The organism is Methylobacterium sp. 1973 (assembly GCF_040545035.1).
Lineage (GTDB): Bacteria > Pseudomonadota > Alphaproteobacteria > Rhizobiales > Beijerinckiaceae > Methylobacterium > Methylobacterium fujisawaense.
In genome coordinates, this window is record NZ_JBEPLA010000006.1 from 66,860 (window position 1) to 85,532 (window position 18,673).

General features: G+C 69.9%; 22 protein-coding genes. 17 read left to right on the forward strand and 5 right to left on the reverse strand.

Annotated features, from left to right (window positions below; translation table 11 throughout):
• Positions 1 to 69 precede the first annotated feature (69 nt).
• The 12 genes from petA to dprA all read left to right on the forward strand — a co-directional run bounded on the left by petA (position 70) and on the right by dprA (position 10,728).
• The gene (gene petA / locus ABIC70_RS13365; protein WP_078946996.1) at positions 70 to 654 is read left to right on the forward strand and encodes a ubiquinol-cytochrome c reductase iron-sulfur subunit; all 585 of its coding nucleotides are present in this window, start codon (positions 70 to 72) and stop codon (positions 652 to 654) included.
• A 13-nt stretch (positions 655 to 667) separates the two neighbouring features.
• A complete protein-coding gene (locus tag ABIC70_RS13370) occupies positions 668 to 1,954 on the forward strand; it encodes a cytochrome b (protein ID WP_354439904.1) in 1,287 nt (428 codons plus the stop codon).
• A gap of 18 nt (positions 1,955 to 1,972) precedes the next feature.
• Positions 1,973 to 2,884 (forward strand): cytochrome c1, encoded by a 912-nt coding sequence (locus ABIC70_RS13375; RefSeq protein ID WP_043383665.1) that lies wholly within the window; start codon positions 1,973 to 1,975, stop codon positions 2,882 to 2,884.
• Between the two features lie 296 nt (positions 2,885 to 3,180).
• On the forward strand, positions 3,181 to 4,056 hold the full coding sequence (locus tag ABIC70_RS13380; RefSeq protein ID WP_043760730.1) for an S-methyl-5'-thioadenosine phosphorylase: 876 nt from the start codon (positions 3,181 to 3,183) through the stop codon (positions 4,054 to 4,056).
• Positions 4,057 to 4,140: 84 nt separating this feature from the next.
• Positions 4,141 to 4,728 (forward strand): imidazoleglycerol-phosphate dehydratase HisB, encoded by a 588-nt coding sequence (hisB, locus tag ABIC70_RS13385; protein ID WP_043755573.1) that lies wholly within the window; start codon positions 4,141 to 4,143, stop codon positions 4,726 to 4,728.
• Positions 4,729 to 4,801: 73 nt separating this feature from the next.
• Positions 4,802 to 5,281, forward strand: coding sequence for a DUF2628 domain-containing protein (locus ABIC70_RS13390; protein ID WP_455709730.1), 480 nt, complete (start codon positions 4,802 to 4,804; stop codon positions 5,279 to 5,281).
• Between the two features lie 19 nt (positions 5,282 to 5,300).
• Complete coding sequence (gene hisH / locus ABIC70_RS13395) at positions 5,301 to 5,960, forward strand: imidazole glycerol phosphate synthase subunit HisH (protein WP_043351441.1); 660 nt, start codon at positions 5,301 to 5,303, stop codon at positions 5,958 to 5,960.
• 37 nt (positions 5,961 to 5,997) lie between these two features.
• Positions 5,998 to 6,741 (forward strand): 1-(5-phosphoribosyl)-5-[(5-phosphoribosylamino)methylideneamino]imidazole-4-carboxamide isomerase, encoded by a 744-nt coding sequence (gene hisA, locus ABIC70_RS13400; protein ID WP_043351439.1) that lies wholly within the window; start codon positions 5,998 to 6,000, stop codon positions 6,739 to 6,741.
• Between the two features lie 32 nt (positions 6,742 to 6,773).
• Complete coding sequence (gene hisF, locus ABIC70_RS13405) at positions 6,774 to 7,577, forward strand: imidazole glycerol phosphate synthase subunit HisF (protein WP_012317478.1); 804 nt, start codon at positions 6,774 to 6,776, stop codon at positions 7,575 to 7,577.
• Positions 7,574 to 8,878 carry a dihydroorotase gene (locus ABIC70_RS13410; protein WP_354439905.1) on the forward strand — a complete coding sequence of 435 codons (1,305 nt, stop codon included), beginning with the start codon at positions 7,574 to 7,576 and terminating at the stop codon, positions 8,876 to 8,878. Before hisF ends, ABIC70_RS13410 begins: the two co-directional genes overlap by 4 nt.
• Positions 8,878 to 9,480, forward strand: coding sequence for a glycerol-3-phosphate 1-O-acyltransferase PlsY (gene plsY, locus ABIC70_RS13415; RefSeq protein ID WP_053608701.1), 603 nt, complete (start codon positions 8,878 to 8,880; stop codon positions 9,478 to 9,480). Before ABIC70_RS13410 ends, plsY begins: the two co-directional genes overlap by 1 nt.
• A gap of 36 nt (positions 9,481 to 9,516) precedes the next feature.
• Positions 9,517 to 10,728 carry a DNA-processing protein DprA gene (gene dprA / locus ABIC70_RS13420; RefSeq protein ID WP_179698179.1) on the forward strand — a complete coding sequence of 404 codons (1,212 nt, stop codon included), beginning with the start codon at positions 9,517 to 9,519 and terminating at the stop codon, positions 10,726 to 10,728.
• On the opposite strand, the gene ruvX is transcribed toward dprA, so the two are convergent.
• A complete protein-coding gene (gene ruvX / locus ABIC70_RS13425) occupies positions 10,718 to 11,224 on the reverse strand; it encodes a Holliday junction resolvase RuvX (protein ID WP_043355472.1) in 507 nt (168 codons plus the stop codon). The genes dprA and ruvX overlap by 11 nt on opposite strands.
• Positions 11,221 to 11,790: an SMI1/KNR4 family protein gene (locus ABIC70_RS13430; protein ID WP_053608675.1), complete on the reverse strand. Its 570-nt coding sequence runs from the start codon at positions 11,788 to 11,790 to the stop codon at positions 11,221 to 11,223. Before ABIC70_RS13430 ends, ruvX begins: the two co-directional genes overlap by 4 nt.
• A 172-nt stretch (positions 11,791 to 11,962) precedes the next feature.
• On the opposite strand from ABIC70_RS13430, the gene ABIC70_RS13435 reads away from it, so the two are divergent.
• From ABIC70_RS13435 to gatB, 5 genes are all read left to right on the forward strand, one after another.
• The gene (locus ABIC70_RS13435) at positions 11,963 to 12,103 is read left to right on the forward strand and encodes a hypothetical protein (protein WP_164706408.1); all 141 of its coding nucleotides are present in this window, start codon (positions 11,963 to 11,965) and stop codon (positions 12,101 to 12,103) included.
• Positions 12,104 to 12,286: 183 nt separating this feature from the next.
• Positions 12,287 to 12,574, forward strand: coding sequence for an Asp-tRNA(Asn)/Glu-tRNA(Gln) amidotransferase subunit GatC (gene gatC, locus ABIC70_RS13440; protein ID WP_043355468.1), 288 nt, complete (start codon positions 12,287 to 12,289; stop codon positions 12,572 to 12,574).
• 78 nt (positions 12,575 to 12,652) lie between these two features.
• On the forward strand, positions 12,653 to 14,131 hold the full coding sequence (gene gatA, locus ABIC70_RS13445) for an Asp-tRNA(Asn)/Glu-tRNA(Gln) amidotransferase subunit GatA (RefSeq protein ID WP_179698181.1): 1,479 nt from the start codon (positions 12,653 to 12,655) through the stop codon (positions 14,129 to 14,131).
• A complete protein-coding gene (locus ABIC70_RS13450) occupies positions 14,128 to 14,427 on the forward strand; it encodes a hypothetical protein (RefSeq protein WP_043354732.1) in 300 nt (99 codons plus the stop codon). The genes gatA and ABIC70_RS13450 overlap by 4 nt, the downstream gene beginning before the upstream one ends.
• A gap of 211 nt (positions 14,428 to 14,638) precedes the next feature.
• Complete coding sequence (gatB, locus tag ABIC70_RS13455) at positions 14,639 to 16,111, forward strand: Asp-tRNA(Asn)/Glu-tRNA(Gln) amidotransferase subunit GatB (protein WP_354439906.1); 1,473 nt, start codon at positions 14,639 to 14,641, stop codon at positions 16,109 to 16,111.
• Between the two features lie 756 nt (positions 16,112 to 16,867).
• On the opposite strand, the gene ABIC70_RS13460 is transcribed toward gatB, so the two are convergent.
• From ABIC70_RS13460 to ABIC70_RS13470, 3 genes are all read right to left on the reverse strand, one after another.
• Positions 16,868 to 17,350: a DUF3280 domain-containing protein gene (locus ABIC70_RS13460; RefSeq protein WP_354439907.1), complete on the reverse strand. Its 483-nt coding sequence runs from the start codon at positions 17,348 to 17,350 to the stop codon at positions 16,868 to 16,870.
• A gap of 72 nt (positions 17,351 to 17,422) precedes the next feature.
• On the reverse strand, positions 17,423 to 18,478 hold the full coding sequence (locus ABIC70_RS13465; RefSeq protein WP_053608678.1) for an efflux RND transporter periplasmic adaptor subunit: 1,056 nt from the start codon (positions 18,476 to 18,478) through the stop codon (positions 17,423 to 17,425).
• Entirely contained in the window at positions 18,478 to 18,672 is a 195-nt protein-coding gene (locus ABIC70_RS13470) for a DUF1656 domain-containing protein (protein ID WP_043347071.1), read from the reverse strand. Before ABIC70_RS13470 ends, ABIC70_RS13465 begins: the two co-directional genes overlap by 1 nt.
• Position 18,673 lies beyond the last annotated feature (1 nt).

The following is an 18,673-nucleotide window of genomic DNA, read 5'->3' on the forward strand; positions in this document are numbered from 1 at the left end:
ATTAGAACCATAATGCTTTGTTCCTGGATCGAGCCGGGACGAGGGCACCTGCGGCCCTGACGCCGACGCATGGAGTTCCGAACCTTGGCGAACACATCAGCCGCCGCTCCCGCGGCCTCTGGTCATGAGGGCAGCCGCCGTGACTTTCTCTTCCTGGCGACCGGCGCCGGGCTGGCGGTCGGGGCCGCGGCCGCGGCTTGGCCGCTGATCTCCTCCATGGCGCCCGATGCGGACACGATCGCCGCCGGGGCGCCGATCGAAGTCGATCTGACGCCGATCCAGGACGGCCAGATCGTCAACGTCTTCTGGCGCGGCAAACTGATCTTCGTGCGCAAGCTCACCGCCAAGGAGGTGGGCGACATGAAGGCGGTCCCGCTCTCGGCGATGATCGACCCGGCCGCCTTCCCGACGCGGGTCAAGAACGGCCACGACCAGTGGCTGGTGGTCTACGGCAACTGCACGCATCTCGGCTGCGTGCCGATCGGCCACCAGGGCAATTTCGAGGGCTGGGCCTGCCCGTGCCACGGCTCGCAATTCGACGCGGTGGGCCGCGTGCGCCATGGACCCGCGCCCATCAACCTGCCGATCCCGCCCTACGCCTTCGAGACGGACACCAAGATCCGGATCGGCGAGGGCGGCAAGGAAGCGGCCTGAGGAGGACGGAAGCATGAGCGGAACGGCCAGCACCTACGTCCCCAAGAGCCGCGTAGCCAAATGGCTCGAAGCGCGCCTGCCCATCGCCGGGCTGGTGCACTCGTCCTTCATTGCCTACCCGGTTCCGCGGAACCTCAACTACTTCTGGACCTTCGGGGCGATCCTCGCCGCCTTCCTGGGCATCCAGATCGTCACCGGCGTCTGGCTGGCGATGCACTATGAGCCTTCGGCGACGGGTGCCTTCACCTCCGTCGAGAAGATCATGCGCGATGTGAACTACGGATGGCTGCTGCGCTACGCGCATGCCAACGGCGCCTCGATGTTCTTCGTGGCCGTCTACGTCCACATGTTCCGGGCGCTCTATTACGGGTCGTACAAGGCCCCGCGCGAGGTGCTCTACATCCTCGGCGTCGTCATCTACCTGCTGATGATGGCCACGGCCTTCCTGGGCTACACGCTGCCCTGGGGCCAGATGAGCTTCTGGGGCGCCACCGTCATCACCAACATCCTGGCGGCGATCCCGGTGGTCGGCGACACGATCCAGACCCTGCTCTGGGGCGGCTACTCGGTGGGCAACCCGACCGTGAACCGCTTCTTCTCGCTGCACTACCTGCTGCCGTGGATGATCGCCGGCGTGGTCGTGCTGCACGTGTGGGCGCTGCACGTCACCGGCCAGAACAACCCGGCCGGCATCCCGATCAAGTCGGGCAAGGACGCGGTGCCGTTCACGCCCTACGCGACGATCAAGGACGTCTTCGCCACCTGCGTGTTCATGATCCTGTTCGCCTGGTTCCTGTTCTACCAGCCGAACTTCCTGGGCCATGCGGACAACTACATCCAGGCGAACCCGGCGGTGACGCCGGCGCACATCGTGCCCGAATGGTACTTCCTGCCGTTCTACGCGATCCTGCGTGCGGTCCCGAGCAAGCTCGGCGGCGTCATCCTGATGTTCTCGGCGGTGATCATCCTGGCCTTTGCGCCGTGGCTCGACACGTCGCGGATCCGCTCGTGCAACTACCGGCCGCTCTACCGCCAGTTCTTCTGGGTGTTCATCGGCGCGACCCTGCTGCTCGGCTGGCTCGGCTCGCAGCCGCCGGAGGGGGGCTACGTGCTGGCCGCTCAGGTCTGCACCATCTACTACTTCGCGCACTTCCTGATCGTCATGCCGCTCTGCGGCCTGTTCGAGACGCCGAAGAAGCTGCCGGGCTCGATCCTCGAGAGCGTGACCGGGCCGGGCAAGCAGGTGAGCGGATCCGGCATGCCGGCGGGCGCTGCCGCCGCACCGACCACCAAAGGTTGACGGGCTGACGACAGGACCATGATGATGACCCGCGTCCTCTCGACGACCGCCGCGGCCGCCCTGGCGGCCCTGCTGATCGGCGCCGTGCCGGTCTCCGCCCAGGAGGGGCATGGCGGGCCGATCCCGGCCCGCGTGAACTGGAGCTTCGCCGGCGTTTTCGGCCGCTTCGACACCGCGCAGCTGCAGCGCGGCTTCCAGGTCTACAAGGAGGTCTGCTCCGCCTGCCACTCGATGAAGCTGGTCTCCTTCCGCAACCTCGCCCAGGAGGGCGGACCGGACTTCACCGCCGGGCAGGTGAAGGCCCTCGCGGCGACCTATCAGGTGAAGGACGGCCCGAACGATGCCGGCGAGATGTTCGAGCGGCCCGGCCGGCCCGCCGACACCTTCCCGCCGCCCTTCCCGAACGATCAGGCCGCAGCGGCGGCCAACGGCGGCAAGGCCCCGCCGGACTTCTCGGTCATCGCCAAGGCGCGGACCTTCTCCCGGGGCTCGCTCTACTTCCTGACCGACTGGCTGCCCTTCGTCGGCTACTCGGAGCAGGGCCCCGACTACATCCACGCCCTGCTCAACGGCTACGAGGAGCCCCCGAAGGACTTCGCCCTGCCGGAGGGTGGCCACTACAACAAGTACTATCCCGGCCACATCATCGCGATGCCGCCGCCAATCACCGACGGGCAGGTCTCCTACCCGAAGAACGATCAGGGCCAGCCGGTCGTGCCCGAGACGGTCGATCAATACGGCAAGGACGTCTCGGCCTTCCTGATGTGGGCGGCCGAGCCGCACATGATGGACCGCAAGGCCCTGGGCTTCCGGGTGATCCTGTTCCTCATCATCCTGTCGGCACTGCTCTACTACGTGAAGAAGAAGATCTGGGCCGATGTCGGCGGCGAGGTGCACGGCCTCCAGCCGGAGCTGCACAAGACCTACTGAAGCGCGCTGCCGCGATCGACGAGACGGATGGGCTCCCGAAAGGGGGCCCATCTTTTTTGGGCTGGATCGCCATGTTAACCCGTGGCCACCGCGACGATCGGCTGGACGGAAGCGGGTTGAACCATCCCTCAACCTCATCCTGAGGTGCTGCGCAGCAGCCTCGAAGGACGGCTCCAGAGATCGCTGCGAATTCTGGAGCCCTCCTTCGAGGCCTCCGCTTCGCTCCGACACCTCAGGATGAGGTGGCGGATGGATCAGGCGGCCGTTATGCGCTGCGCGACCAGGGGAATACCTTCATGACGGCAGCGGTCCTCGGAGTGATGGGCGGGTCCGGCGTCTACGACCTGCCGGGTCTCGAGGATGTGCGCGAAGAGCGCGTGGCGTCGCCCTGGGGCGAGCCCTCGGACGCCCTGCGCATCGGGCGGATCGGCGAGACCAAGGTCGTGTTCCTGGCCCGGCACGGGCGGGGACACCGGCTCTCGCCGTCGGGCATCAACTACCGCGCCAATATCGACGTCCTGAAGCGGGCCGGGGTCACCGACCTCGTCGCCCTCTCGGCCTGCGGCTCGTTCCGCGAGGAGCTGCCGCCGGGCCTCTTCGTGCTCGTCGACCAGTTCGTCGACCGCACCCACGGCCGCGCCACCTCGTTCTTCGGCGACGGCTGCGTCGCCCACGTGTCCCTCGCCCATCCGGTCGGTCCGGGGCTGCAGGCGCGGATCGCCGTCGCCGCGAAGGCCGAGGACATCGCGGTGCATCGCGGCGGCACCTATGTCTGCATGGAGGGGCCGCAATTCTCGTCGCTCGCCGAATCCCGGGCCTACAAGGCCCAGGGCTTCGACGTGATCGGCATGACCAACATGCCCGAGGCCAAGCTCGCCCGCGAAGCGGAGATCACCTACGCCACCATCGCGATGGTCACCGACTTCGATTGCTGGCACCCGGGCCACGACGCGGTGGACGTCGCCTCCGTGATCGCGGTCGCCCGGGCCAACGCCGACAAGGCGGCGCGGCTCGTCGCCCGTCTCGCCCGCGATTTCCCGGCCGAGCGCGAGCCGTGCCCGGCGGGCGCGCACCGGGCGCTCGACGGCGCGATCATGACGGCGCCCGCGGTCCGGGATCCGGCATTGCTCGCCAAGCTCGACGCCGTGGCGGGACGGGTCCTCAACGGGTAGCCGGCCGCCCTTTCCATTCGGCGGCGAGTCCCTCTAGAAGGCGCGGGCGGCCGCGGCCGCCCCAGACGCGAAGTCCAGACCGAAATGCGCAGCGCCTCCATCAGCCGGAAGACCGCGGAAACCGATATCGCGGTCACCGTCCATCTCGACGGGACCGGGCGATCCAATATCGCCACCGGGATCGGCTTCCTCGACCACATGCTGGATCTGCTGGCGCGGCACGCCCTGTTCGACCTGGACGTGAAGGTCGTGGGCGACCTGCATATCGACCAGCACCACTCGGCCGAGGATTGCGGCATCGCCCTGGGCCAGGCCTTCGCCAAGGCACTCGGCGACAAGCGCGGCGTCACGCGCTACGCCGACATCCACCTGCCGATGGACGAGGCGCTGACCCGGGTCTGCGTCGACATCTCGGGTCGCCCCTTCCTGGTGTTCCGCACCGCCTTCCGCGTGGAGAAGATCGGGAGCTTCGACACCGAGCTGGTGCGCGAGTGGTTCCAGGCCTTCGCGATGAATGCCGGCCTGACCCTCCACGTGGAGACTCTCTACGGCGACAACGCCCACCACATCGCGGAGAGCTGCTACAAGGGGCTGGCCCGGGCCTTGCGGAAGGCCGTGGCGATCGATCCGCGGGAGGAGGGGCGCGTTCCCTCCACCAAGGGCTCCCTGTAGACCTGTTGTCGCCGGGCGCCCGGATCGGCCACGCGGCCGTCGCGGCGCACGCTGTCGGAGTTTCGCGATGCGGATGCGCAGCTACACGCTCCACCTGCCGGCCGATGCGCGGCCGGGCGAGTCGGTCGAACTCGACCGGGCCGTGCTGGTGCGGGACGGCTTTTCCTGGCCGGCCTTCGCCTTCACGGTGCTGTGGTTCCTGTTTCACCGCCTCTGGCTCGCCGCCCTGATCGTCCTCGTCGGCCTCGTGGCATTGGCCGCGGCCGGCTTCGTGCTCGGGTTGCCGACCGGTGCCGGCTTGATCGTCTCCCTGCTGGCCGCTTGGCTGATCGGCCTCGAAGCGTCGAGCCTCCGCCGCTGGACCCTGGCCCGGCGCGGCTGGCCGGCGCGTGACGCGGTCATCGCCGCGACGCCCGAGGAGGCCGAGGCGCGGGCCCTGAACCGCTGGCTCGAAGCCAGCACGACAACGCCGCGGGCCCCGTTCCCGAGCGGTCCCAGCCGGCGGTCCGAGCCGGTGATCGGGCTGTTCCCCGCCCAGGAAGGCGCCCGGTGAGAGTCCGGGCGAGACGCGCATGAGCACCGAGACCGTCGCGATCATCGATTACGGGTCGGGCAACCTCCATTCCGCCGCCAAGGCTTTCGAGCGCGCCGCCCGCGAAAGCGGGCGCGATGCGCGGATCTGCCTGACCTCGGATCCGGAGGTCGTGGCCGCGGCCGACCGCGTCGTGCTGCCCGGTGTCGGCGCCTTCGCGGATTGCCGCCGCGGGCTCGATGCCGTCCCCGGCATGGTCGAGGCGATGACCCAGGTCGCGCACGAGGCGGGGCGCCCGTTCCTCGGGATCTGCGTGGGGATGCAGCTCCTGGCGACCCGCGGGCTGGAATATACCACGACGCCGGGCCTCGGCTGGATTCCCGGCGATGTCGGTCCGATCCGGCCGTCGGATCCGACCCTGAAGGTCCCCCATATGGGCTGGAACACCCTGCGGACCGAGCGCGACCATCCCCTACTCGCCGGCATTCCCACCGGCGACGACGGGCTGCACGCCTACTTCGTGCACAGCTACGCGCTCAATGCGGAACGCCCGGACGACGTGGTGGCGCGCGCCGAGTACGGTGGCCCGGTCACCGCCCTCGTCGCCCGCGACAATGTCGCCGGCACGCAGTTCCACCCCGAGAAGAGCCAGCGGCTGGGCCTCGCGCTCATCGCCAACTTCCTGAACTGGCGCCCGTGAGCGCCGTTCGGCCCAGGCAAGAAGGACAGAAGCGCCCGTGATCCTGTACCCGGCGATCGACCTGAAAGAGGGGCGTTGCGTCCGCCTCATCCAGGGGGACATGGCGCAGGCCAAGGTCTTCGGCGACGATCCGGCCGCGCAGGCCGCGATCTTCGAGTCGCAGGGCTTCTCCTGGCTCCACGTGGTCGATCTCGACGGCGCCTTCGCGGGCGCGCCGCGGAACGCGGAGGCCGTCGACGCCATCCTCGCGCGGGTGAAGATCCCGGTCCAGCTCGGCGGCGGCATCCGCGAGATGAAGACCCTGGAGGGCTGGCTGAGCAAGGGCGTCGCCCGGGCGATCATCGGCACCGCGGCGGTGCGCGATCCCGGCTTCGTCCGGGAGGCCGCCCGCAAGTATCCGGGCAAGATCGCGGTCGGGATCGACGCCAAGGACGGCCGCGTCGCGGTCGAGGGCTGGGCCCAGACCTCCAGCATGACCGCGGAGGAGCTGGGGCGCCGGTTCGAGGACGCGGGCGTCGCGGCGATCATCTACACCGACATCGCCCGCGACGGCATCCTGAAGGGCCTCAACGTCGAGATGACCCTGGCACTCGCAGAGGCCGTGCGCATCCCGGTGATCGCCTCGGGCGGCCTCGCGTCGATCGACGACGTGCACCGGCTGCTGCAGCCGGATTGCGCGCTGATCGCCGGCGCGATCACGGGCCGGGCACTTTACGACGGCCGCATCGATCCGGAGGCGGCCCTGGCGGCGATCGCTGCGGCGCGCGGCCCGGCCGCGTGATAGTCTGTGGCCTGCGATATGAGACGGCGCCCGTGCTGAAGACCCGCATCATCCCCTGCCTCGACGTGAAGGACGGGCGCGTCGTGAAGGGCGTGCGCTTCGAGGGCCTGCGCGACGCCGGCGATCCCGTCGAGGCCGCCAAGGTCTACGACGCGGCCGGCGCCGACGAGCTGTGCTTCCTCGACATCACGGCGAGCCGCGAGGCCCGCGGCACGCTGCTCGACATCGTCAGCCGCACCGCCGAGGCCTGCTTCATGCCGCTCACCGTGGGCGGCGGCGTGCGCACCGTCGAGGACGTCCGCGCCCTGCTGCTGGCCGGCGCCGACAAGGTCGCGATCAACACCGCGGCCGTGAAAGATCCCGACCTCGTGGCCCGGGCCGCTGAGAAGTTCGGCGCGCAGTGCATCGTCGTCGCGATCGACGCCAAGCGCGTCTCGCCGCCCGGCGCGCCGGCCGCCTGGGAGATCTTCACCCATGGCGGCCGCGACCCGACGGGGATCGACGCCGTGGCCTTCGCGCGGCTGGTGGCCGAGAAGGGCGCCGGCGAGCTGCTCGTGACCTCCATGGACAAGGACGGCACCCGCTCCGGCTACGACCTCGCGCTGACGCGGGCGATTAGCGACGCCGTCACCGTGCCGGTGATCGCCTCGGGCGGCGTCGGCGGCCTCGACGACCTCGTGGCCGGCGTGGCCGAGGGCGGCGCCAGCGCCGTGCTGGCGGCCTCCATCTTCCATTTCGGGCAGGCGAGCGTCGCCGAGGCGAAGGCGCACATGGCGGCGGCCGGCCTCGCCATGCGCCTCGACGGCCCGGCCTCTTCCGCGAGGGCGCCCCTGTGAGTTGCTATCTTCTGGCGAACGCCAACCTCCTCGATCCCGAAACCGGCCGCGAGACCGCCGGCGCGGTGCTGGTACGGGACGGCCGCATCGCCGACATCGCCGTCGGCGCGGCGCCGGGTGCCCCCGCCGACGCGAAGCGCGTCGATTGCGCGGGCCGCGTCCTGACCCCCGGGCTGATCGACATGCGCGCCTTCGTGGGCGAGCCGGGGGCCGAGCACCGCGAGACCCTAGCCTCGGCGAGCGCCGCGGCGGCCGCGGGCGGCGTCACGACGCTCGTCTGCATGCCCGACACCAACCCGGTGATCGACGAGCCGGCCATCGTCGATTTCGTGCTCCGCCGCGCCCGCGACACGGCGAGCGTCAACGTCCTGCCGGCGGCCGCCATCACCAAGGGGCTTGCCGGCCGGGAAATGACCGAGTTCGGTCTGCTCAAGGAGGCCGGCGCGGTCGCCTTCACGGACGGGCTGCGGGCCGTGGCGAACGCCCAGGTGCTGCGTCGCGCCCTGACCTATGCCCGGGATTTCGACGCCCTGATCGTGCAGCACGTGGAGGAAGCCTCTCTCGTCGCCGAGGGCGTGATGAACGAGGGCGAGCTCGCCTCGCGCCTCGGGCTGATGGGGATCCCCCGCGAGGCGGAGACCGTGATGCTGGAGCGGGACATCCGCCTCGTACGGCTCACCGGCGCCCGCTACCACGCGGCGATGATCTCCTGCGCCGATTCGGTCGAGATCGTCCGGCGGGCGAAGCAAGACGGCCTGCCGGTGACCTGCGGCGTCTCGGTGAACAACCTCGTCCTCAACGAGAACGACATCGGCCATTACCGCACCTTCTGCCGGCTCTCGCCGCCCCTGCGCCACGAGACCGACCGGCAGGCGGTGGTGCGCGCCCTGGACGAGGGTGTGATCGACGTCGTCGTGTCGGATCACAACCCGCAGGACGTCGAGACCAAGCGCCTGCCCTTCGCCGAGGCGGCGGATGGGGCACTGGGCATCGAGACCCTGCTCGGCGCCGCGATGCGCCTCGTCCATACCGGCGACCTGGCGCTGCCCAAGCTTATCGCCGCGCTCACCGCGAACCCGGCGCGGATCCTCGGCCGCGAGGCTGGCCGGCTGGCGGTCGGTGCCCCCGCCGACTTGGTCCTGATCGATCCCGATCTCCCCTACGTCCTCGACAAGCGCCGGCTGAAGTCACGCTCCAAGAATTCCCCGTTCGACGAGGCGCGCCTCCAGGGCGCGGCGGTGCTGACGCTGGTCGGTGGTCGGATCGTCCACGCGGTCGACGATCTCGCGGCCGCCGCATGATGCTTCCCGATCTCGCGACCCCGGCCGCCCTCGGCGGCCTCGCCCTCGGCTACGCCCTGGGCTCGATTCCGTTCGGGCTGATCCTGACCAAATTCGCCGGCCTCGGCGACGTGCGGGCCATCGGCTCGGGCAATATCGGCGCCACCAACGTGCTGCGGACCGGCCGCAAGGGCCTTGCCGCGGCGACCCTGCTGGGTGACGCCCTCAAGGGAACTGTCGCCGTCCTGCTCGCCAAGAACCTGGGCGAGGGTGCGGCGCTCGCCGCGGGGCTCGGTGCGTTCCTGGGGCACCTGTTCCCCATCTGGCTCGGATTCAAAGGCGGCAAGGGTGTCGCGACCTTCATCGGCGTGCTCCTGGCCTTCAATGCCGCGGCGCTCGGTCTCTTTGCAGCGATCTGGCTCGGGCTCGCCTTCGCGCTCAAGTATTCGTCGCTGGCGGCACTTGCGGCATCCGCGGCGACACCCTTGGCCCTGTGGGCTCTCGGTGCGCCGACCCAAGCTTTGCTGTTCCTCATCTTGGCCGTGCTGCTATGGTGGAAGCACGCGCCCAACATCCGCCGGCTCGCAAACGGCACCGAGGGGCGCATCGGCCAGAAAGGCTGAGCGCACGCGCGCCACGCGCGGACCTTGGGGAAGTGCATGCAGCTCACCGACGCGCAGCGGCTCGACTGGCTGCGGCTGATCCGGACCGAGGGCGTCGGGCCGCGCACCTTCCGGAGGCTGGTGAACCGGTTCGGCGGCGCGGCGGCCGCCCTGGACGCCCTTCCGGATCTCGCAGGCCGCCAGGGTCGGCGGATCACGCCTCCGACGCGCAGCGAAGCCGAGGCCGAGATCGCGGCGCTCGCCCGCCTCGACGGCCGGCTGATCGCCACGGGCGAGGCGGACTACCCCCGGCTCCTCGCGCAGGTCGACGCGGCGCCGCCGCTCCTGGCCCTGCGCGGCGCCGGCATCCTGAACCGGCCGGCCGTTGCGCTCGTCGGTTCGCGCAACGCCTCGACGGCAGGGCTCGCCTTCACGGAGCGGCTGGCCCGCGGCCTCGGGGAGGCCGGCCTCACGGTGGTCTCGGGCCTCGCCCGCGGGATCGACGCCCGGGCGCACAGGGCCAGCCTTCCGACAGGAACCATCGCCGTGATGGCGGGCGGCCAGGATCGGATCTACCCGGCGAGCCACGCGGCCCTGGTCGAGGCGATCCTGGGGGAGGGCGGCGCCGTCCTCGCCGAGATGCCCATGGGCTGGGAGCCCCGCGGACGCGACTTCCCGCGGCGCAACCGGATCATCTCCGGCCTGTCCTACGGGACCGTCGTGGTCGAGGCCGCCCGCCGCTCCGGCTCGCTGATCACGGCGCGCTACGCCCTGGAGCAGAATCGGGAGGTCTTCGCGGTCCCGGGCTCGCCGCTGGACCCGCGCGCCGAGGGCACCAACGACCTGATCCGCCAGGGCGCCACCCTCGTCTCCGAGGTCGCCCACGTCGTCGAGGTGCTGGGCCCGATCATCGAGCGCGGCCCGGACGCGGAGGCGGCGCCGGCGCGCGGTCGGCCGGACCTCGCCGAGCAGCCGGATTTCTGGGACGAGATCGAGCTCGACGCGGACGGCGCGGATTGCGATCCGATCCCGCTGTGGCCCGACCGCGAGGCTGCCGGCCGCCCCGTCTGCGAAGACGAGCCGCCCCAGCCCGCGGATGACCGGGCGCGGATCGTCGCCCTGCTCGGCCCGAGCCCGGTGGGCACCGACGAACTGGCCCGGAGCGCCGGGGTCGGCGCCCGGACCGTGCAGAGCGTGCTGCTGGAACTGGAGCTCGACGGACGGATCGAGCGCCACGGCAGCGGCACGGTTTCCCTGGTCAGTCGCTGAGGAAATCGTCCTCGGTGTCGGCATCGGCGTCGGCGAGATTGCGCATGACGTCGAGGCAGCCCTGCAGGATGTAGGCGGCGGCGAGCTTGTCCACGAGTTCGCCGCGCCGCGCCCGGGAGGCGTCGGCCTCGATCAGCGCGCGAGTGACCACGGCGGTCGAGAGACGCTCGTCGAAGAAGACGTGGGGCAGGGGGAGGATCGGCGCGAGGTTGCGCATGAAGGCGCGGGTCGACTGCACCCGCGGCCCCTCGCTGCCATCCATGTTGAGCGGCAGCCCGACCACCAGGCCGCCGACCGCGTGCTGCCGGCAGAGGGTCGCGAGCCGCTGCGCGTCGGGGGTGAACTTCACCCGGCGGATCGTCTCCAGGGGTGTCGCGATCTGGCGGCCGAGATCCGACAGGGCGAGCCCGATCGTCTTGGTGCCGAGATCGATGCCGATCAGCCGGGCGCCGCCGCGGGACTCGGCCGCGAAGGCGCGGATCGCGTCGAAGTTCATGACTCCGCCTGTTCGGTGCGCGCCAGGGTGGCCTCGGCAATACCCTCGAACCGGGCGGGGAGGGGCTCCGCGCCCGGCCCCAGAACCAGCGCCGCGGACGGTGCGGCGACCCGGGTGAAGAAATCGTCGAGGCTCTCGCCGCCGAACCGCACCGTCTCCAGATCGGGCGCGAGCAGCCAGACGTCGTACTCGCCGTCCGTCCCGGAGACGTCCCAGAACAGGAAGCTGCCATCCTCGCCCGCGCCGAAGAAGCAGGCGCGCTCGACGACGCTCGCTTCGCCGCCCTCGACATCGAAGCGGTGCGGCTCCGCGCCCTCTTCCAACATGGCGACGGCGGCACCGACGCTGTGGGCGATGAGCCCCGCCTGGGTCACCAGATCGCAGGCCGCGAACGGCGCCGGCACGGCGATGCGGAACTGTCCCCCCGCGAGGCCGACGCCGCAGGTTCGGCAGAAGGCGCGATAGGAGGCCGGCAGCGGAAAGCCGAGATCCGCCGCCGCACGGTCGAGAGCCCCATCGTCCGGCACGAAGCCCGGCGCGAGATCCGCGAAAACCTGCTTCCACATCGATCCCGCTCCACCGTCCACAGGCTTCAGCTCCTGCGCAGATCGCCCCCGGTGCGCGCGGAGCCGTTCGCGTCTAGGTAGGTTAATGTTCCGTTAAACCACACTGTAGGGGCCCGCCTTGTCGACGAACGGCCAGCTCTCCTGTTCCGCACCGTCCGGATATCGGCGGGCGATGCCGCGCAAGCACCGCTGGATGCTGCTCCTCGCCTTCGAGATCCTGGTCGCGGGCTTCACCCAAGCCATGATCCAGCCGGTCCGGCAACCGGGAATCACCATCGAGATGTCGGTTACGCCCCACCACGTCGTGACCTGATCGACCCAATCCGTCTGTCGGCCTGCGGGTTCGGTCCCGGTGGCGGCGCCCGGGCCGGCCTTCGTCTGCTCCGGCACGCCGGCCTCCCGTCCGCTTCGACCCGCGTTGCAGCGCGTCGAGCGCCGATGCTATAGCCCGACCGACTTCGGGAGAGTGCTCCCGGGCAGGGACGAACGGGACGGCATGTCGGTCGACGAGAAGACGGTTCGGCGCATCGCGCATCTGGCGCGGATCGCGGTCACCGACGACGAAGTCGGGCCGCTGCAGGGCGAGCTGAACGCCATCCTGGCCTTTGTCGAGCAACTCGGCACGGTCGACGTCACGGGCGTCGAGCCGATGACCTCGGTGACGCCGATGGCGATGAAGAAGCGTGAGGACGTCGTCACCGAGGGCGGCCGCGCCGCCGACGTCGTCGCCAACGCGCCCGAGACCGAGGACAATTACTTCCTGGTCCCGAAGGTGGTCGAGTAGGCCGAGGACGGCCCGGACCTTGCGGACCGGATTTCTGGCGGGCAGGCGTGCGACAGCGCGCGCGGGGACGTGAACAGCGTGGATCCGAACGAACTCACCCTGGCCGAAGCGCGCGATGCCCTGAAGGCGAAGCGGATCTCGGCCCGCGAGCTGACCCAGGCGCATCTCGACGCCATGGCCAAGGCCCGCGTCCTGAACGCGTATATCCGGGAGACCCCGGACCGCGCCCTGGCGATGGCCGAGGCTTCCGACCGGAAGATCGCATCGGGCGAGGCCCGCCCCCTCGAGGGCATCCCCCTCGGCATCAAGGACCTATTCTGCACGCACGGCGTGACGACCACGGCGGGCTCCAAGATCCTCGAAACCTTCGAGCCGCATTACGAATCGGCCGTGTCGGCCAATCTGTGGCGCGACGGCGCCGTGATGCTCGGGAAGCTCAATCTCGACGAATTCGCCATGGGCTCGTCCAACGAGACCAGCGCCTACGGCAACGTGGTCTCGCCCTGGCGGCGCAAGGGATCGGACACGCAGATCGTGCCCGGCGGCTCCTCGGGCGGGTCCGCCGCGGCGGTCGCCGCGCGACTCTGCCTCGGCGCCACCGCGACCGATACCGGCGGCTCCATCCGGCAGCCCGCCGCCTTCACCGGCACGGTGGGGATCAAGCCGACCTACGGGCGGTGCTCGCGCTGGGGTACTGTGGCCTTCGCCTCCTCCCTCGACCAGGCGGGCCCGATCGCCCGGACGGTGCGCGACTGCGCCATCCTCCTCGGCTCCATGGCGGGCCCCGATCCCCGGGATACGACCTGTACCGACCTGGCGGTGCCCGATTTCGAAGCGGCCGTGTCGCGCGGCGTGAAGGGCCTCACCATCGGCATCCCGAAGGAGTACCGGGTCGACGGCATGCCCGCCGAGATCCAGAAGCTCTGGGACGAGGGCGCCGCGTGGCTCAAGGCTGCCGGTGCGACGATCCGGGAGATCTCGCTGCCGCACACCGCCTACGCGCTGCCGGCCTACTACATCGTGGCCCCGGCGGAAGCCTCCTCGAATCTGGCGCGTTACGACGGCGTCCGCTACGGCCTGCGCGTGCCCGGCAAGGACATCGCCGGGATGTACGAGAACACCCGGGCCGCCGGCTTCGGCCGCGAGGTAAAGCGCCGGATCATGATCGGCACCTACGTGCTCTCGGCCGGCTACTACGACGCCTATTACGTCCGCGCGCAGAAGATCCGCACGCTGATCAAGCGTGACTTCGAGGCGGCCTACGCCGCCGGAGTCGACGCGATCCTCACGCCGGCGACGCCGTCGGCCGCCTTCGGCATCGGCGAGAAGGCCTCGGCCGACCCGGTGGAGATGTACCTCAACGACGTGTTCACCGTGACGGTGAACATGGCGGGCCTCCCGGGCATCGCCGTGCCGGCGGGGCTCGATGGCCAGGGCCTGCCCCTCGGGCTCCAGCTCATCGGCCGGCCCTTCGACGAGGAGACGCTGTTCGCGGTCGCGCAGGTGATCGAGGAAGCGGCGGGCCGCACCGTCCTGCCCGAGCCGTGGTGGTCATGACCGTCCCCTATTACCCCTGGACGATCTGGATCTGGGCCGGGTTCGACCCCGCGCTGATCGTGGTGGCGGTCTATCTCGGCTGGACCGCCAGCCAGTTCGGCAAGGTCTTCATCGCGGCGATCGCGGCGCTCGGATTCTCGGTGCTGTTCTCCTACGCGGTCAGCGCCGCCGGCATCCCCTGGCCGGCGCCGATCACCCGCGACGGCCCGACCTTTTTCCCGGTGCGCGCCGTCGCGGCTCTACTATGGGCCATCCTCGGCTACGGCGCCCGGCAGGCGGTCAGACGCCGCGCTTGATCTTTTCGCGACGCCGCCCGTAAGTGACCGGACGACATCCACGCCCACCCGCGCCCTCGTCCCGAGGTGCCCGCGTGAGCGGGCCTCGATGGAGGCCTCCAGCCGGCCGCGCGATCCCTGGAGCCCTCCTTCGCGGCTGCTGCGCAGCACCTCAGGATGAGGGCGTGGGTGGGGGGATCACGCCAAGCTCCTTTTCTCGGCCCGGACGACCATGAACGCACCCGTCGACCCCAAGAAGCTGATCAAGGGCGGCCTCCACGATTGGGAGGTGATCGTCGGCATGGAGATCCACGCCCAGGTGTCCAGCCGGGCGAAGCTGTTCTCCGGCGCCTCGACGGAGTTCGGCGGGGAACCCAACGACCACGTCTCCCTGGTCGATGCCGCGATGCCCGGGATGCTGCCGGTGATCAACGCGGAATGCGTGGCCCAGGCGGTGCGCACCGGCCTCGGCCTGAAGGCCAAGATCAACCTGCGGTCGGTGTTCGACAGGAAGAACTATTTCTACCCGGATCTGCCCCAGGGCTATCAGATCTCGCAGTACAAGGATCCGATCGTCGGTGAGGGCGAAGTTCTCGTGGATCTGCCCGACGGTGCGTCGATCACCGTGGGCATCGAGCGCCTGCACCTTGAGCAGGATGCCGGCAAGTCGCTGCACGATCAGGACCCGACCCGGAGCTTCGTCGACCTCAACCGCTCGGGCGTGGCGCTGATGGAAATCGTCTCCCGGCCCGACCTGCGCTCCTCCGAGGAGGCGAAGGCCTACGTGACCAAGCTGCGCACGATCCTGCGCTACCTCGGCACCTGCGACGGCGACATGGAGAAGGGATCGCTCCGCGCCGACGTGAACGTCTCGGTGCGCCGCCCCGGCGAGCCGCTGGGCACCCGCTGTGAGATCAAGAACGTCAACTCGATCCGCTTCATCGGGCAGGCGATCGAGACCGAGGCGCGGCGCCAGATCGCCATCCTCGAGGACGGTGGAAAGATCGACCAGGAGACGCGCCTGTTCGACCCGACCAAGGGCGAGACGCGCTCGATGCGCTCCAAGGAAGAGGCGCACGATTATCGCTACTTCCCCGATCCCGACCTGCTGCCGCTCGAATTCGACCAGGCCTATGTCGACGCCCTGGCCGAGGGGCTGCCCGAGTTGCCGGATGCCAAGAAGGCACGGTTCGTCTCCGCGTTCGGCCTCTCGCCCTACGACGCCGGCGTGCTGGTCGCCGAGCGTGCCTCCGCCGACTACTACGAGGCGGTGGCCAAGGGCCGGGACGGCAAGGCCGCGGCCAATTGGGTGATCAACGAGCTGTTCGGCCGCCTCAACAAGGAGGGCCTGTCCATCGAATCGACGCCTGTCTCGGCGGACCAGCTCGGCGCGATCATCGACCTGATCGGCGAAAGCGTGATCTCCGGCAAGATCGCCAAGGACCTGTTCGAGATCGTCTGGACCGAGGGCGGCGACCCGCGCGCCATCGTCGAGAGCCGCGGCATGAAGCAGGTGACCGACACGGGCGCCATCGAGGCGGCGGTGGATCAGATCATCGCGGCCAATCCCGACAAGGTCGCCCAGGCCAAGGAGAAGCCGACTTTGCTGGGCTGGTTCGTCGGCCAGACCATGAAGGCCACGGGCGGCAAGGCAAATCCCGCGGCGGTGAACGCGCTGCTCAAGGCGAAGCTCGGGATCGATTGACACCCGATGGCCCGAGCGGCGCGAAGCGGGCCAGCTCTGGGATATCGCGCGTCGGCCAAGCCATCGGCGCGGCGACATCGCAGGCCGATTGACCCGGAGCGCGGACGGGGCGCCCGGGCGCTCGAACCACCGTCGGTGCAAGATCGCGTCGTGACGGCAGGCCTGCCTTCCGGGCTCAGCTACGCGGTTCCGGCCTGACCGGCGGACGAGACCACCGGTGGGCTCAGCTCCGCGCAGACAGGCGGTGAGCCGGCCGCCCTCGGGGCGACGACGAAATCCCGCCACGGCGAGGCCGGGCAGGCAATGGACCAGCAGCTTCTGTCTTAGGGAAACCGCGGCGGAACGGCTCAAAGTGGGGCATTTTGCGTGTTCGAAGGCGCGCCATAATTGGCCGCTTCTGCGCCCCTGGAGCCGCGTCCGTCCGGCTGTCCGTGTGCTGCCGCTAAGTTCCGGGCCGAACCTGTCCCTGAACCGTCTAGGCGGCTTTCCGCTGCGGTGGAGTCATCCCTGTCTCCTCCAGCTTCCGGCAACCGGACGTCTTACGAAACCTGACACCGTCAAGGTTTCCGTCCGGTCGGTGCCGGCTTTCGCCAAGCACAGGTGGAGACTGCGCCTGTCTTGCCGAGCCGTCAATAGCCATTTTGCCGGCACAGCGGCACCTCGCACGACATCGCGGGGGGATCGCAGTGCAGCGCCAAGCCCATCAATCACTTGGATCGATCCTTCGGCGCTGCAAAATATCGGCTGGGGGGCGCGTTACTTGCCGGCACCCATAGTGTTCTCGACGAGAAAGCGAATACCGCGGTCGAAGGACTCGTCCGTGTTACCGCGCAGGTCGACGCTGTAGGCCCGCTCGGGCGCGTCGCCGGTGAGGGGCTTCACGTAGACGTTCAGGTTGAGGATCAGGTTCGAGACCTTCTGCACCTCGCCGGTGATGGCGACGTCGGCGCCGAGTTCGCGGGCGAAGTCATCCGCACAGCCGTTGCAGCGCCGCAGGTCCGCACTCTTGGCGACCGCCGCCCGGACCGGATCGGTCGAGATCACGATGTACAGGCCCTTTCTCTCCAGCAGAGCGCGCAGTTCGGCGCTCACCCGCTTGAGGCGCGCGGCGTCCGCTGCATCGGTCGGCACCGGGGACAGCTTCGAGAACTGGAAGTCGAACACCGCCGCCTTCAGGGGCGCGGCCGCGGCGGGCCCTGCGGTCAGCAGGAGGCAGGCGAGTCCAAGCCATCGGTTCATCGGAGTCTCCCACGCGGTGGTGTCTCCGGGAAACCGCATCACCGGCCATCGGGATCGCAGCGGCGCGGCGATTCACCTCTGATCGGCCGCCGCGGTGGGTCCGGCTGCCGGCGTCGTCAGGGCGGAGACCCGGTCGCGCAGGTCCATGAACCAGTTGGGCGCCGGGCCGCGGCCGCCGTTGACGAACACGGTCGCGGTCATGCCGGCGATGAGCGGGACGCCCGGCGGAACATGGTCGATGCGGATGCGGACCGGGACCCGCTGGGCGAGGCGCACCCAGGTATAGACCGGGTTGACGTCCGGCAGCCCCTGCGTGCTCGCAGCGGCATTGGCCGTGGAGATGCCCAGCGTGATGCTGTGAACCGTCCCGGTGAGATGCGGATCGAAGCCCATCAGCTTCACGTCGGCGCTGTCGCCGACCCGGATGTTGGACATCTTGGTCTCTTCGAAATAGCCGTCGATCCAGAAGGAATCGGTGTCGACCACGTTGATGTTCGCGGTGCCGGTCCGGGCATAGTCGCCGACGCGCATCAGCAGGTTCGTGACCCGCCCGTTGACGGTGGATGTCACCCGGGTGCGCTCCAGGTTGACCTTGGCCTGCCGCAATTGCGCCTGGGCGCTCTCCAGCGCCGCCTCGGCAATCTTGGCCGCGCCGGCAAATTGCTGCTTCTCTTCGACGGAGGTCGACACCGTCGAGAGCGCCTGCCGCCGGGCCGACTGGGCGTTCTTCACCTGCAGGTCGGCCTCGCGGTTCTTGACCTCGGCATCCGCCGACGCGACCGCGACCTCGAAGTCGATCGGGTCGATGACGTAGAGGACGTCGCCCTTGCGCACGGTCTGGTTGTCCTGGACGCGGACCTCGACGATCTGCCCGGCGACCTGCGGCGCGATGTTGGCGACCTGCACCCGGACCGTGCCGTCGCGCGTCCAGGGCGCCGCCACGTAGAATTCCCAGACGAAGGCCGCCGCCAGGATCGCGGCGAGCAGGATCACGCCGGTGGCCGCCAGCCGGAAGATCTTGGCGGCTCGGCCCCGGCGCGGGATCGCGGGCAACGGATCGCGCCGCCCCGGCGCATCGTCGCGGGCGGCGGGCTTCGGATCGTCCTCGTCGGCGGTCGTGTCGGGCATCAGATGAACGCTATCAGGAGGGCGAGAACACAGACGTAGAGGCCGGCCTCGGCGAGCGGGGCGTTGGCGACGTAGCGGCTGAAGCGGAGGCGCGCGAAGGCGAAGCGCAGGATGATCAGGATCACGAACGCCGCCAGGGCATAGGCGACGAAGGCCGTGACCAGCACCCCGCCGACATGGATGTCCTCGTGCATG